Genomic DNA, 14,130 nt, shown 5'->3' with positions numbered 1-14,130 from the left:
CAATTGGGGAAAACCCTAGGTCGCAGGATCGATGGTGCAATCCACAAATAGCCAGATCAGATCAAATGCAGAGCTGGCGGCACCAAGATGGAAGAAGTAAATACTGTCGCATCAGTCCGCGACACAGGCGCTCTGCGACTTAGCGACGCGAATTTCACGGCACGGGACATGGTTTCGCCCCCCAAATGTCCGTCGCATATTCCCGTATCGTGCGGTCACTTGAAAACTTGCCCGAAGCGGCAATATTTAAGATTGCTTTGCGCGCCCATTCCTCCGGCCGATCATACAGCTCGACTAACCGCCGGTCGGTCTCGAGATAGGCTTTCAAGTCTGCCAGATGCATGTAGAAGTCTCCATGCGTTAGGAGTATGTCGCGGAGTGGCCCGAAAATCCCTGGTTCGTTGCGGCTGAAGTGGTCCGAGAAGATCAGGTCCAGGGACGCTCGAGTTTCCGGCTCGTTTTCGTAGTGCCAGTGCGGGCTATACGATCTCCGCCCGCCGGCGACTTGGTCGGCGGTCAAGCCAAACAGGAAAAAGTTTCCCTCGCCTGCTGCTTCGGCCATCTCGATGGTTGCGCCGTCACGCGTACCGATCGTTAGTGCGCCATTCATCGTGAACTTCATGTTGCTGGTACCACTGGCCTCGTAGCCCGCAGTGGAGATTTGATTGGACACATCACTGGCTGGAATCAGGCGCTCTGCGAGGGAAACGCAATACTCAGGTAGAAACATCACCTTAAGACGCCCGCGCACTGCTGGATCCCCGTCGATCGTGCCGGCAAGGTTGTTGATGAACTTAACGATCAGTTTGGCTAATTGGTAGGCGGGCGCCGCCTTCCCCGCAAAGAAGAATATGCGCGGAGTCATCTCAAGGCTTGGATTCTCCCGCAGCCGGTTGTAAAGCACTACTACACGCAGCGCATTGAGCAGTTGCCGCTTGTATTCGTGAATTCGCTTGACCTGCGAATCGAAGATGGCATCCGGGGCCACTACCTGGCCCAACGTGGTCTTGAGCCAGTTGGGAAATTGACACTTGGCCTTACGCTTTGCGTTGCGGACAGCATGACGGAATGCTTCGTCGTCCGCGAGCGGTTGAAGTTTTTTTAAGTTGATCGAGATCCCGGATCCAGGCGTCGCTGATTGCCTCGGTAATCGTCTGGGCAAGGACGGGATTCGCGAGCAGCAGACAGCGCCGCGGCGTGACGCCGTTGGTCTTGTTATTGAAACGCGCAGGAAAAAGCTCAGCCAGTTCTTTTACCGTCGTTGTTCTTAACAACTCAGAGTGAATTCCAGCCACCCCATTGGTGCTATGCGATCCTACGATTGCGGAGAGAGAACGTCTCGTACGGAGCGAGCAAAGGCTTCGTATTGCTCACGGACGCGGACCGCATCAAGATCTCTTACGTTGTCAAAGACCAGATGCCGCTCGTAGAGTCCGTCCGCTCCCACAAACTTAATAGGGCCACAACCGTATTGTTTGAGAAGTTCCGTCGGGCTTATGGGTGCATTTTCCCCCATCGCGGTAACACTTTTTGTACTCATGGGAGTCTACCTTTTGCTTGAAGAGTCTCGACGCATCTTGCGACGCAGCTGTCGTCTTGATGGGAACAATAGATCTTGCATCCATCGGAATCTGTCCCTCCAAAGCGCCGATTCGCTCCTTATCCAATCGCTCCAACTAGGCGGTTTTACGCCCTTTTTCGTGCGGCCACCTCCAACCGGTAATATCGGGTCTGTCAATACCGTGCTGAAACGCGTAGTCTCGGCAAGCAATCTGCTCGTTGCGGAATCTATCAGACGCCGCGCCTCCGATTTGTTGCAACCTGGGAACGTACTTGATCGCGTCCATGGCCAAGGTATAGCGGTCGATCTCATTCTCGATCGCCAGCTCAAGAGGAGTATTGATGTTGCCTTTTTCCCGATAGCCGTGGACGTGCAGGTTTTGATGATTGGTACGACTGTAAGTCAGGCGATGAACGAGCCAGGGATACCCGTGAAAATTAAAAATGATTGGCTTATCCATGGTGAAGAGCAAATCGAAATCTATATCCGATAGTCCGTGAGGATGTTCCGTTCTGGGTTGCAACTTCAAAAGATCAACCACATTGATGTATCGGATCTTGAGGTCAGGAAACGCTTCACGCAACATCATGATCGCTGCCAGAGTTTCCTGCGTGGGGATGTCGCCCGCTGAGGCCATTACCACGTCTGGGACGACGCCTTGGTCATTGCACGCCGGTTCCCATCTGCCTATTCCCTTTGTGCAATGCGTGATCGCCTGATCCATGTTGAGGAATTGAAGGTGCTTTTGCTTGTCGCAGACTATGACGTTGACGTAGTTCTCACTTCTCAAGCAATGGTCGGCGACCGACAAGAGACAGTTGACGTCAGGAGGCAGGTAAATTCGCGTCACCGCGGAGCTCTTGTTCAGAACCACATCTAAGAAGCCGGGATCTTGATGAGTGAAGCCATTATGGTCTTGCCGCCACACGGTGGAGGTGACCAGGATGTTCAGAGATGCGATCTTGTCGCGCCATGGGAGATGGTTGGCGATGGTAATCCACTTTGCGTGCTGGTTGAACATGGAATCGATGACATGGATAAAGGCTTCATAGGATGAAATGAAACCATGTCGTCCTGTAAGCAGATAGCCCTCGAGCATTCCCTCCACAGTGTGCTCACTCAGCATTTCTAAGACGCGACCGTCAGGACTGAGCTCGCCGCCGTCTGCGTCTTCGGTGAAGTAGTCTTCAATCCAGAATTTCTTGCTTACCTCGTAGATGTCCTGCAACCTATTCGATGAATTCTCATCTGGCCCGAAGACCCGGAAGTTTTTCATGTTGAGCTTCATTACATCTCTGAGGAACGCGCCCAACGGGCGAGTATTTTCTGCTTCGATGGTTCCGGGGGTATCAAACTTTAGGGCGTAATCACGGAAGTCTGGGAGACGCAGAGCTTTTTTGATATACCCTCCGTTCGTGTGAGGGTTAGATCCCATGCGCCGAACTCCTGTCGGTGCAAGTTCCTTAAGCTCTGGGATCAGAGTTCCGCTTTTATCAAAAAGCTTCTCTGGTTTGTAGCTGCGCATCCATGTCTCGAGTTCATGCAACCGCTTTGGGTTACTCTTGACGTCTGCCATCGGCACTTGATGAGAACGCCAGAAACCTTCTAGCTTGTGGCCGTTAACTTCCCCAGGAGCGGTCCATCCTTTGGGAGTGCGTAAAACAATCATCGGCCACCGGAAACGTTCAGCCTTTCCCGTCTTTCGGGCCATCTGCTGATGCTTGCGAATCTCCGAAATGCAATGCTCCACTGTGGCCGCCATCGCCTGGTGCATGCTTTCCGGTTCCGACCCTTCCACAAAGTACGGTATCCACCCGCAGCCGCGGAAAAATTCTTCCAGTTCCTGGTGACTGATTCGTGCAAGCAAAGTTGGATTGTTGATCTTGTAGCCGTTAAGATGCAGCACCGGCAACACAGCTCCATCCCTGATGGGGTTCAGAAATTTGTTAATGTGCCACGATGTCGCGAGTGCTCCGGTTTCTGCTTCACCGTCTCCCACAACAGCGGCGACAATCAGATCTGGATTGTCAAACGCCGCGCCGCAAGCATGCGAAAGAACGTATCCGAGTTCGCCGCCTTCGTGAATAGAACCGGGAGTCTCAGGCGTGCAATGACTACCGATGCCCCCCGGAAACGAGAATTGCTTAAAGAAGGCACGCATGCCTTGTTCGTCTTCGCTCTTGTCGGTATAGATCTCCGAATAGGAGCCTTCCAGATAGACCGGTCCGAGAACTCCTGGTGCGCCGTGCCCGGGTCCGGCAAGAAAAATCATGTCTAAGTCGCGCTTTTTGATGAGCCGGTTGAGGTGAAGATAGATGAACGCCAATCCCGGACTCGAGCCCCAATGGCCCAGAAGTCTATTCTTGATTTGCTCTGCCTTTAGGGGTTCCCTGAGAAGGGGGTTATCCTGGAGATAGATCATACCGAGCGTCAGGTAGTTACAAGCGTTCCAATAAGCATGTATCTTGCGCAATTCGTCGGCGCTGAGCGGCTTTCCTGACACTGTGGCTCTGGCTTGTCCGTATGCGCTCAGAGTCTTGCTCGTGGTTTCGCTCTTGACGGCTTTCTTTACAGGTTTCGCTTCTGCGACGGGCGTCATAAGATACATGTCTCCTTTCAAAATTTTTCGGGGACGAATCTTCTTCCCCGGAGTGTCGCCTGATCATCGTAAGCTTGCTTCATAGAGCGCTTAGGCAGTTTGATCTTCTCGCGCGGGAACCTCTTATACGGGATAAGGCTCAGGAGGTGTGCGATGCAGTTGAGGCGTACCCGTTTCTTGTCGTCGGATCGAGCAATATACCAAGGGGCAGCCCGGGTATCGGTAGCTTTCAGCATCTGGTCACGCGCACGCGAGTAGTCATACCAGCGTTCACGAGAAGGTAAATCCATCGGGCTGAGCTTCCATTGACGCAGCGGATCCTCTATGCGAGCCTCAAACCGTCGCTCCTGTTCCTCGTTGCTCACTTCTAACCAAAACTTGATTAATATCAGTCCGGTTTCTACAAAATACTTTTCAACAAGTGGGCATACTTCGAGAAATCTGCTGTGCTGCTCCTTGGAGCAAAAATCCATTACATATTCCACACCGGCACGGTTGTACCAACTGCGGTCAAAGATCACAATTTCGCCGGCTGCCGGAAAATGCGTGATATAGCGCTGCATATAAAGTTGAGTCTTCTCGCGATCTGAAGGGGCCGGAAGGGCTACAACACGGAAGACACGCGGGCTTACTCGCTCTGTAATGGCACGTATCGTGCCTCCTTTACCTGCGCCGTCGCGTCCTTCAAAGATGATGACAACGCGCTGCCCGCGGTGTTTCACCGACTCCTGGAGCACGCAGAGTTGAGCCTGGAGACGGCGCAATTCTTTCTCGTATTCTTTTCCGGTCAGCTTCGAAGTCCGAGTGCCGGTCCGTTTCTTCGTAGCCATAAAAATCTCCTCTACTGTTTGCGAAATCTCCAGGCGTTGAACGCGAATAGCGCAGGTGAAGATGCAAGCGCCGCAAGCAGGTTCGGCCACAGCTCGTCCCACTCTGGGAGGGATGATTCGATATCATTTGACCGTCCGCTCTGAAGGGTCAAGTGATCGTGAGGTTCTCACACAACGTGGAGTATTCGACCCATTCCGAACAGCTCTGGCCCACCCGTCTCCGTTTTCAACCCAAAAATTATGCCTGCCTCTGCGGATCCGCAACTGGGGAAATCCCTAGTTGGAACTGATGACATGGGTCGGGACATCATCTTGCTTGAGCGAGATGACGTTCTCAAATTGATGGGAGCCGTAAGTCCAGAGAGTGTCACGTACGGTTTTGAGAGGGCGTCGGCGTTAAATTCCCCAGGTCTATTTCGTCACTGCGATTGACTTGCGAAAAAGCATAACGCTGTAGGAGAAGAACGCCAGCCCGATCACAGCGACCATTGTGAAATTGCGCCACACGGCGGCCAGTCCGCCACCGCGGTAGATGATGATCTGCGAGAAACTGACGAAGTGCCGTGATGGAAGGAAATACGTGATCGCCTGCAGCCAGCCAGGCTGACTCTCGACGGGGGTCGATCCGCCCGAAAGGAGCTGCAACACCATAACCACAAGGACGATCAGCAGCGCGAACTGCGCCATCGATCGTGAGATGGTCCCGAGAAACACGCCGAGTGCTGTCGCAAAGAACAAATACAGCAGTACACCGACGAACCAAAGGACCACGGATCCCTGGACCGGCACATCAAGGATCATTCGGACAACAAGGAACAGCGAAAGCATCGTGGCGATGAGAATCACGAGACCGTTCGCCACGACCTTCGCCATCGCGATCTCGAAGGGAGTGAGCGGCATCACCAGGAGGTGCTCAAGCGTACCGTGTTCGCGCTCGCGGATCACCGCTGCTCCCGTGAGCACGATCGTGAGCAGGGAAAGTTGGTTGATGATGGCCATGATGCTTGAGAACCATGCCGAGACTCCATTCGGGTTGAACATCTTGCGCTCAACCAGGTTCACAGACCCGCCTGTGTCGAGATCCGTTCGCTTGAGATAGGTCGAGAGGCGCTGAGTGATGATGTTGTGGATGTAGCCCGCGCCGATGCCTGCCTGCTGCATGGCGGTCGCGTCGATGTTCACCTGGAGGTCCGGCTGACGTCCGGCAAGCATATCTCGTTCGAACCGGGGCGGAATTACGACGACGAACATAAAGCGACCCTCGTCCATGGATCGCTCGATTTCGTTGGTTCGAATCCTCACCGGATACTGAAAGCGAGGGGGATAGAACGCATTGATCAGCTCCTCCGACAGCGCGGATTGGTCCTCATCCGCAAAAGCGATAGAGGCATTGTTGACCTCGTTCGACGTACCGCTCGCCTGTTGGTAGATCGTCCACGTGAAGGCGTAGAGCACGAACAGCACCAGTACCTTATCGCTCAGGACGCTACGGAGTTCTTTGATCGCAAGCCAGAAGATGTTCTTGAGAGAGTCCATCCCTACTTCTCCTGCTTCTTCAGCCCGAGCATGCTTACGAACAGGAGCACGGGGATCCAGCAGAGGAGAATGAGCATGTCGTTCCACATGAGATCGGCTCCTAGCCCTTTCGTGTAGGCGCCCAGGCTTGAGTGCATGTAGTACGTTGTGGGCCAGATGGAGCCCACAACGCGCGCACTCCCCTCCAGTGTCGATATCGGCTGCAACATCCCTGAGAACTGGATCGATGGCTGAATCGTGAGAATAGCTGTGACAAACACGGCCGCGACTTGAGTGCTTGTGAATGTCGAAGTCGCCATTCCAATTCCTGTTGTGACAATGACATAGATCAGTGTGCAAAGCGTCAGAAGCAGAAAGCTGCCCTTTATCGGGACACCGAACACGATCAAGGCAAGCGTCACAAGAATGAAGAAGTTGATCATGGAGATGACAAGATACGGCAGTTGCTTACCGAGCAGATATTCGAGCCGTCCTGTTGGAGTGACATAGAAATTGATGATCGAACCCAGCTCCTTCTCGCGCACGATGCTGACCGTCATCAGGACTGCTGGAATCAGGATGAGGAGTATCGCCGGCACACTAGGGACGATCGAGTAGATGCTCTCGAACGTGGGGTTGTAGATGTAACGGTCCTGGAACTTCGCAGTGTACTTGGTTGGTTCTTGATAGAGCCGATTGTCCGGGTCTGCAAGCAGTGTGTTCTGGACCCCCTCCATGTACCCCCTGATTGTCTCGGCGCGGAAGGGGTTCGCTCCATCGATCTGAACGAAGACGTCGGGAGTATTGCCGCGACGCAGGTCGCGGCTGAAGTTCGGGGGAATCTCGACCACGGCTGCGACTTCGTCCGCCTGCATGCGATTCAACGCATCCTTGTCGGAGAATGTTGGACGTTCCCACCTGAAATATCGGGGGATCGATCTGAACTGCTCGAGGTATATCCGACTGTCCTGCGATTGATCGCGATCCAATGCGGCTATTTTAATGTGCTCGACATCGCTCGTAATGCCGAAGCCGCAGGCCAGCATCATGAGGGCCGATCCCAGAAAGGCAAATGTCAGCCGAATGGGATCACGCATGATCTGAATCGCCTCGTTACGAGCATAGGCCAACATCCGACGTAGCGGCAGGGGAAGCGCCGCCTTTTCGTGTGCCATCGCGAGGGTGGACACTGGGGCCGCAGATACACCGGTCGTAACCTTAGCCTGCGTCGAACCTTTCGACTCCTGCGCGATCGCGTCTTCCATGTAGCCGATGAACGCCTCCTCTAGACTTGTGGCGGCGCGTGCGTCGATCAACTTCTGCGGTGCATCGCACGCGAGCACCTTGCCGGCATTCATCAGCGAGATGCGATCGCAGCGCATTCCTTCGTTCATAAAGTGGGTCGTAACGAAAATCGTCACGCCTTGATTACGAGAAAGGTCGACCAGCAGCTCCCAGAAACTGTCGCGAGCAACCGGATCGACCCCCGAGGTGGGTTCGTCGAGGATCAGCAACATAGGATCGTGAAGCACCGCGACCGCCAGCGAGAGCCGTTGCCGCAAACCCATAGGCAGCGAATCGGCCAGCGCATCGAGATGTGGCCCCAAGCCGAATCGTTCGACCAGCTCATCGATGCGCGCGGTGGCTTTGTCAGGCGGAATGTGAAAGAGGCGCGCGTCTAATACGAGGTTCTCCCGCACCGTGAGCTCGCCCCAAAGAGAGAAGGCCTGAGTCATGTACCCGATGTTGCGACGAACCTCCATACTGCCGGCTTCAACCGATTTACCAAAGATCTTCGCTGTACCTTCGGTGGGAGGCAAGAGCCCGACGAGCATCTTCATCGTCGTCGATTTGCCGCAGCCGTTGGAGCCGAGAAAACCAAAAATCTCTCCGCGCTCGATCTGCAGGCTTACGTGATCGACGGCTGTGAAGCTGCCAAAGCGCTTGGTCAGGCCGTACGCCTCGATGGCGATTTCGGGTTCTTCGCTTACGGCGAGTGGCGGAATCACAAGCTCCACATGGCCCTTGCGCTTTTCTTCAGGGAGTAGACCGACGAAGCAGCGCTCAAGATCGTTGGAACCCGTTCGCTTCATGAGCTCAGCCGGCGTTCCTGTAGCGAGGACCTTTCCCTCGTCCATCGCGACGATCCAATCCCATTGCTGTGCCTCGTCCATATAAGCCGTCGCGATGACGACGCTCATGGTTGGCTGACTCTTGCGAATATCGTTGATGAGCGCCCAGAACTGGCGCCGTGAGAGCGGATCTACGCCTGTGGTCGGCTCATCGAGGATGAGGAGATCCGGCTCATGGACCAGGGCTCCACAGAGTCCTACCTTCTGCTTCATGCCTCCCGAGAGCTTTCCTGCTGGACGTTCGGGAAACGGACCTAGCCCGGTGGCATCGAGAAGTTCTTTGACACGGCGGGGGCGCTCAATCGGAGATAAGCCAAAAAGCTGCGCCATGAAGTCTACGTTGTCGCGGACACTCAGTTCCAGATACAGATTCTTGCCGAGACCCTGCGGCATGTAAGCGATCTTCGGGCACACGGCGCGGCGGTGTCGCGCCTGCCTCATGTCGCCACCGAGCACGTCGATCTCTCCCACCTGCATCTTCTTCGATCCCGCCATCAACCCTAAAAGGGTCGACTTGCCGGCGCCGTCCGGACCGATGACGCCGACCATGATCCCCGTTGGGATATCAACGGAAATTCGATCGAGCGCGAGCACCTTGCCGTAGTGGTGCGTGACATCTCGAATCGAAGCGACCGGCTTGACTTGCGAGGGCGGCGGGTTTGCAACCTCTGTTGCCATAGGACACCTTAATTGGGCCTAACCGAAGTATGAAGTGGCTCCAACGCAGAGGTCTTCGTCGTTGGGTTGATGAGGCCCTTCTCTAACCAGTCCGGCCACCGGGCGTCGGAATTCACCTTCACATAGCCGACCCCGCGCACGCCCGTCTTAATACGTTCGATGTAGTGCGTGACAACCTCGGGAGGGATCTGAAGCTTGACGCGAAACATCAGCTTCTCGCGCTCGCTCTTCGTCTCGACCTGCTTGGGCGTAAATTGTGCCTCGGGTGACACGAAGCTTACATACGCCGCAGCGGCAGCGTTTGGTTCGTAATCGACGGTAATGCGTGCGGGCTCGCCGGTTTTCAATCGGGCAGCCTGATCGGATGGCAGGAAGATCTCCATATAAACGTCGCTCAGGTCCACGAGAGTCAATGCCTTGCCGCCGGGACCAAGAACTTCGCCTGGTTCGACCAAACGATAGAGCACACGCCCGGTTACAGGCGATACCAGGGTCGCATCCTTAATACGGCTTTTGGTCACTTCTACCTGGGCCAAAGCGACTCGGATCTCTTGCTGTGCAGCGTCCGCTCGCGCCCGCGCGGTGGTCTGCCGCGCTTGTGCGGCTCCCGTCTTGGCTTGTGCGGCACCCACCCGTGCCTGCGCTGCCTCCGTCCGCGCTTCTACGTCCTTGAGCGTCGCCTTTGTCGTCAGCACTGCGGTCTGGCGGACGTCAAACAAGGCCTTCGAGGTTGCATTCTCCGCTAGCATTCTTGTCTGGCGGTCCGCTTCAGTCTGCGCGAGTAGAACCTCACCCTTCTGCTGCTCGACGGCGGCGTTGGCCGAGGCGACGTCCGCGTTGGCCCCAGCAACGTTCGCGTTGGCCTGAGCAATATCTGCGTTGGCTTCGGCGATGCCAGAATTAGCGGCGGCAAATTCCTCCTTGGCGGATGCGACGGCGGCATTGTTCTTTGCCAGTTCCTCGTCGAGCGTTGATGTGTCTAGTTGCACTAACACTTGGCCTGGTCTCACCAGGTCGCCCTCGTTCACCAGGATTTTTTGGACCCTGAGGGGCTCCTTCGCCGAGGCATCAGAGAGCTTGGCTTCGATACGACCGTTCCCGGACACGATACCCGCCGGCAAACCGGACCGCTTTGACATCCAATATTTGTAGGCCAGGATGCCAACGGCCACGATGACGACTGAGATGATGATCCACTTCTTGGAAATTTTGCTGGCCATGATGTTCCTACCTCACGGGTGGTGCCGATTACTTTTTGGCGGGCTCCGACGTCATCTGCTTCGAGAACAAATTGCCCCAATTCGTGCGATTCTCCATCTCGCCCCTGATAGTGTTGGGCACGAATGGCTGACCGATGCTCATCTCCCAGCCGCCACCAAGCGCCTTGTATAAACTGATCACGTTCGTCGCGGCGTTCGAGCGCAGATTGACCAGATTGTTCTCCTCCTGCAACAGCGTTCGTTCGGAATCGAGCACTCGCTGATAATCCACCGCGCCTTCCCTATACTGGAGGGAGGACAGTTCGACCGACCGACGTGCGGCTGTCACGGCGATTTGCTGGGAAGAGGTCGCCTCGAGTGTTTTGATGAACCCTGTAATACCGTCCTCTACCTCTTGCGACGCCCTTAGCACTTTGTCCTGATACGTCGTGAGGGCTTGCTGGAACCGCGCATCCTCGACGCGCACTTGATTCCTGATGCGGCCGAAATCGAAGGGTTGCCAATAGACGCGCGGACCCACTGCATAGAAGAAGCTTGCGGGGTCCAGAAAGTTAAAGGGCGGCACAGTGGGATCAGTCGAGTGAACGCCCAGTGCACCTGAGAGAACGAAGTGCGGATAGAGCCCCGTCTTTGCGATACCAATACGTTCCGATTGTGCCATGGCGACGAATTCAGCACTCCGAATATCCGGGCGACGCCGCAGCATATCTGCGGGAATACTCACTGCCACTTGCGCTGGCGCTGCCGGGATCGTTTGCGGGCCTTGCAACAGGTTCTGGAGCGAGCCTGTGGGCTGACCGAGCAAGGTGGAGAGGGCGTTTTGCGATTGAACGAGACTGATCTCGAGCTGAGGAATTGATGCCCGGGTGCTCTCGAGCAGCTGCCGTGCCTGCGTAACGTCTAATTCTGACGTAGCCCCATTACGGAAACGCGAATCAGAGATGCGTAGCGATTCTTCCTGGATGCGCACATTCCGGCGACCTTGCTCGATCAGCTCTTCAAAGGTGCGAATCGCCACGTAAGTCCGCGCGACTTCGGCGCACAAAGAGACGAGTGCGTTCTGGTAGTCGTCAACGGAGCTCACATAAGTGGCCTTCTGCTCTTTGACGGCTCTGCGGTACTTACCCCAGAAGTCCGCTTCCCACGATGCATCGAAACCGAGCTGCTGGTTCCAGTAATCTCGGGTGAAACCCGGTGGTCGGTTGACCGTATTATTGCTGAGACCTATCCGGTTTACGCCCGCAGAAACCTCATTCTGCGGAAACTGATTGCCGACCGCTATACCGAGCGCGGCACGGGCTTCCATGATCCGTAGTCCAGCAACCTGAAGCGTCAGGTTCTGGCTGTAGGCGAGCTGGATCAGCTGTTCGAGCGTTGGATCGTTGAAGGCTTTCCACCATGCGTTGTCCGCGACCGGCTGCGCAGAGATCTGTGAGCTCTTCACGGTCCAATTGTCATTTACCTTTAGCACCGGTTTCTTGTAGTTCGGGCCAACCGAGCAACTCGTCAGCGTCAGCACCGCGCCCACGAGCATAACGGCGGAACTGGCACTTAGGCATCGATGAGTAGTGTCGGATTCAAATTTACGGCCAATCGGCATGACGCGGTCCTCATCTGTCTGGCTGACGAGCGTACATCAACCTAGCCCTCTGAGAATTCCTGGGAATACATCGCGCCATCCCACGATGTGTCATGAAAAAGATCGTGGTGGCGCCGGCCTGAATGGAAACCCTTTAGATCTCCGAGAGTCCTCGTCGTGGCGTCGATTTTTCGCGACTGTTAGGAGTCCGGACGCTCTTCTCACAGACGGAAAGCAAAACTATGCATGCAACAAACATCCTGTTTTTCATGAATGTCCTCATGGTCCGGGAAAACGTGATTCCTCCAATGCACAGATATTTCTTGGCTTGGTCATCGCTATTCACCCCAAAAAATAACGCAGCCCCTGCGTATCTGCAATTAGGGAAATCCCTAGGGTGGCGCGACCATTCATTTTGGAGCCACCGCCTAATTGTTTTCCTTAGCCGGATCCTTCATCTGAACAAAACCATCTTGATACCGGCGGCGTGTAGGGTGTCGTCGAACTCTCAAACTGCATCGACTGCGGTGACGCCGACGCTGGTCGATCAATTGGATCTCGGCCATATTTCGCTTGTCGTCACGGAAGATGGGATAAGCTTGCACCTGCTTGACAATGCATTGCACTTAAGATTTGCAGGGAGGTTTTGAAATGGCAAAGCCGACTATCGTACTAGTGCATGGATTTTGGGGTGGGGCGGCACACTGGAGCAAAGTGATTCCGCGACTGAACAAAAAAGGTTACACGTCGATTTTTGCGGTCGAGAATCCGTTGACCTCTTTGGATGACGATGCTGAACGGACACGCAAGATGATTGCGCAGCGAAAAGGGCCAGTGCTGCTGGTGGGCCACTCGTATGGCGGAGCGGTGATTACTGAGGCGGGCAATCAACCGAACGTTGTTGGGCTGGTCTATATTGCGGCTTTCGCTCCGGAGGTAGGGGAGACCTTGTCTTCGATCTCGAAAGCCCTTGCTGCGCCGGGGGTTGGGAACCTGCTTCCAGATAGCTATGGGTATCTGTGGATCAAGCAGGACAAGTTTCATGAGAGTTTTTGCCAGGACCTGACGGCGGAGGAAGCGCTTGTGATGGCTGTAACCCAGAAAGCGCCGCTTGTGAGTCTGTTTGGCGACAAGATTACAGCTGCGGCGTGGAAAAACAAGCCGTCGTGGTATCAGATTTCGAGTAGCGACCGGATGCTTGCGCCGGAGACGGAGAAGATGATGTCCGAGAGGCTGGGCGCGAAGAAGGTGATCACGCTGGATGCGAGCCACGCGTCGCTGGCATCTCGGCCGGATGAGGTGACTGCACTGATCGACGAAGCTGCCAACGCGACGCAATGTTGACGACGGCTCCTTTGATGCAAACGTGAACTTCACCTTGCCACTCTGGATGTGGAGACACCGCATCTATCGGATCGCCCCGCGAGAAAACGGATGCGTCGGATCGGTGCTGTCGCCTAGTCTTTCCATCTGTAAGTTGTGCCTGATCAGCTACAAGTGATCAGATAGTCATCGCCCGCAGCAATGCGCTTTTCGCTTCGATGAAATCTTGCTGGTGCGGATAGTTGCGAATCTTATTGATCTAATTCATACTGTTGACGATGCGACGCTGACGGTTGCATCGAGGCGAAGGACATATGGACCTTTGGCCGCTGGCAGTTTATCTCGTCATCGTTAGCACGCTCGTTGTCGCTATGCTTGGCCTGTCTTTCATACTGGGTGAGCGGCACCACAATCGGGCAACGGGCACCCCCTATGAATCAGGCATCCTCTCGCAGGGTTCTGCGCGAGTGCGGTTGTCGGCCAAATTTTATCTGGTCGCAATGTTCTTCGTAATCTTCGACCTCGAATCAGTCTTCATCTTTGCCTGGGCGATCGCCGTCCGTGAAGCTGGATGGACCGGCTACGCCGAGGCCACACTCTTTATAACGGTCTTGCTTGCAACCCTTGTCTATCTATGGCGCGTAGGTGCGCTGGATTGGAGACAAGGAAGCAGGCGGACAGTGAGTTGAAACG

Annotated in this window: 10 protein-coding genes and 1 pseudogene; 2 read left to right on the top strand and 9 right to left on the bottom strand. The window is 55.1% G+C overall.

Going from position 1 to position 14,130, the window contains the following annotated elements:
• Positions 1 to 154 precede the first annotated feature (154 nt).
• From AC5S26_RS07275 to AC5S26_RS07235, 9 genes and pseudogenes are all read right to left on the bottom strand, one after another.
• Entirely contained in the window at positions 155 to 1,162 is a 1,008-nt protein-coding gene (locus tag AC5S26_RS07275) for a glycogen/starch/alpha-glucan phosphorylase (RefSeq protein ID WP_494184185.1), read from the bottom strand.
• A gap of 7 nt (positions 1,163 to 1,169) precedes the next feature.
• A pseudogene (locus AC5S26_RS07270) lies at positions 1,170 to 1,295 on the bottom strand (glycogen/starch/alpha-glucan phosphorylase); the annotation flags it as partial.
• A gap of 20 nt (positions 1,296 to 1,315) precedes the next feature.
• Complete coding sequence (locus tag AC5S26_RS07265; protein ID WP_494184184.1) at positions 1,316 to 1,540, bottom strand: hypothetical protein; 225 nt, start codon at positions 1,538 to 1,540, stop codon at positions 1,316 to 1,318.
• A 136-nt stretch (positions 1,541 to 1,676) separates the two neighbouring features.
• Positions 1,677 to 4,160 (bottom strand): phosphoketolase family protein, encoded by a 2,484-nt coding sequence (locus tag AC5S26_RS07260; RefSeq protein WP_494184183.1) that lies wholly within the window; start codon positions 4,158 to 4,160, stop codon positions 1,677 to 1,679.
• A gap of 17 nt (positions 4,161 to 4,177) precedes the next feature.
• Complete coding sequence (gene ppk2 / locus AC5S26_RS07255; protein WP_494184182.1) at positions 4,178 to 4,990, bottom strand: polyphosphate kinase 2; 813 nt, start codon at positions 4,988 to 4,990, stop codon at positions 4,178 to 4,180.
• A gap of 411 nt (positions 4,991 to 5,401) precedes the next feature.
• On the bottom strand, positions 5,402 to 6,526 hold the full coding sequence (locus AC5S26_RS07250) for an ABC transporter permease (RefSeq protein WP_494184181.1): 1,125 nt from the start codon (positions 6,524 to 6,526) through the stop codon (positions 5,402 to 5,404).
• A 2-nt stretch (positions 6,527 to 6,528) separates the two neighbouring features.
• Positions 6,529 to 9,315 (bottom strand): ribosome-associated ATPase/putative transporter RbbA, encoded by a 2,787-nt coding sequence (gene rbbA / locus AC5S26_RS07245; RefSeq protein WP_494184180.1) that lies wholly within the window; start codon positions 9,313 to 9,315, stop codon positions 6,529 to 6,531.
• Positions 9,316 to 9,323: 8 nt separating this feature from the next.
• On the bottom strand, positions 9,324 to 10,535 hold the full coding sequence (locus AC5S26_RS07240; protein ID WP_494184179.1) for an HlyD family secretion protein: 1,212 nt from the start codon (positions 10,533 to 10,535) through the stop codon (positions 9,324 to 9,326).
• A 28-nt stretch (positions 10,536 to 10,563) separates the two neighbouring features.
• Positions 10,564 to 12,135: an efflux transporter outer membrane subunit gene (locus AC5S26_RS07235; protein ID WP_494184178.1), complete on the bottom strand. Its 1,572-nt coding sequence runs from the start codon at positions 12,133 to 12,135 to the stop codon at positions 10,564 to 10,566.
• Between the two features lie 630 nt (positions 12,136 to 12,765).
• Between AC5S26_RS07235 and AC5S26_RS07230 the strand changes: the two genes are divergently transcribed.
• Both AC5S26_RS07230 and ndhC read left to right on the top strand, forming a co-directional pair.
• Positions 12,766 to 13,458, top strand: coding sequence for an alpha/beta hydrolase (locus AC5S26_RS07230; protein ID WP_494184177.1), 693 nt, complete (start codon positions 12,766 to 12,768; stop codon positions 13,456 to 13,458).
• 293 nt (positions 13,459 to 13,751) lie between these two features.
• A complete protein-coding gene (ndhC, locus tag AC5S26_RS07225) occupies positions 13,752 to 14,126 on the top strand; it encodes an NADH-quinone oxidoreductase subunit A (protein WP_494184176.1) in 375 nt (124 codons plus the stop codon).
• The last annotated feature ends 4 nt before the right edge of the window (positions 14,127 to 14,130 follow it).

Source organism: Edaphobacter sp. FHG110511_03, assembly GCF_059115365.1.
The sequence above is the reverse complement of the archived record's forward strand: the minus strand, read 5'-3'. Positions and strand labels throughout refer to the sequence as shown.

Coding starts and splice junctions, on each gene's coding strand:
- AC5S26_RS07265 (WP_494184184.1), bottom strand. CDS start 1,540: ATGAGTACAAAAAGTGTTACCGCGATGGGGGAAAATGCACCCATAAGC.
- AC5S26_RS07260 (WP_494184183.1), bottom strand. CDS start 4,160: ATGACGCCCGTCGCAGAAGCGAAACCTGTAAAGAAAGCCGTCAAGAGC.
- ppk2 (WP_494184182.1), bottom strand. CDS start 4,990: ATGGCTACGAAGAAACGGACCGGCACTCGGACTTCGAAGCTGACCGGA.
- AC5S26_RS07250 (WP_494184181.1), bottom strand. CDS start 6,526: ATGGACTCTCTCAAGAACATCTTCTGGCTTGCGATCAAAGAACTCCGT.
- rbbA (WP_494184180.1), bottom strand. CDS start 9,315: ATGGCAACAGAGGTTGCAAACCCGCCGCCCTCGCAAGTCAAGCCGGTC.
- AC5S26_RS07240 (WP_494184179.1), bottom strand. CDS start 10,535: ATGGCCAGCAAAATTTCCAAGAAGTGGATCATCATCTCAGTCGTCATC.
- AC5S26_RS07235 (WP_494184178.1), bottom strand. CDS start 12,135: ATGCCGATTGGCCGTAAATTTGAATCCGACACTACTCATCGATGCCTA.
- AC5S26_RS07230 (WP_494184177.1), top strand. CDS start 12,766: ATGGCAAAGCCGACTATCGTACTAGTGCATGGATTTTGGGGTGGGGCG.
- ndhC (WP_494184176.1), top strand. CDS start 13,752: ATGGACCTTTGGCCGCTGGCAGTTTATCTCGTCATCGTTAGCACGCTC.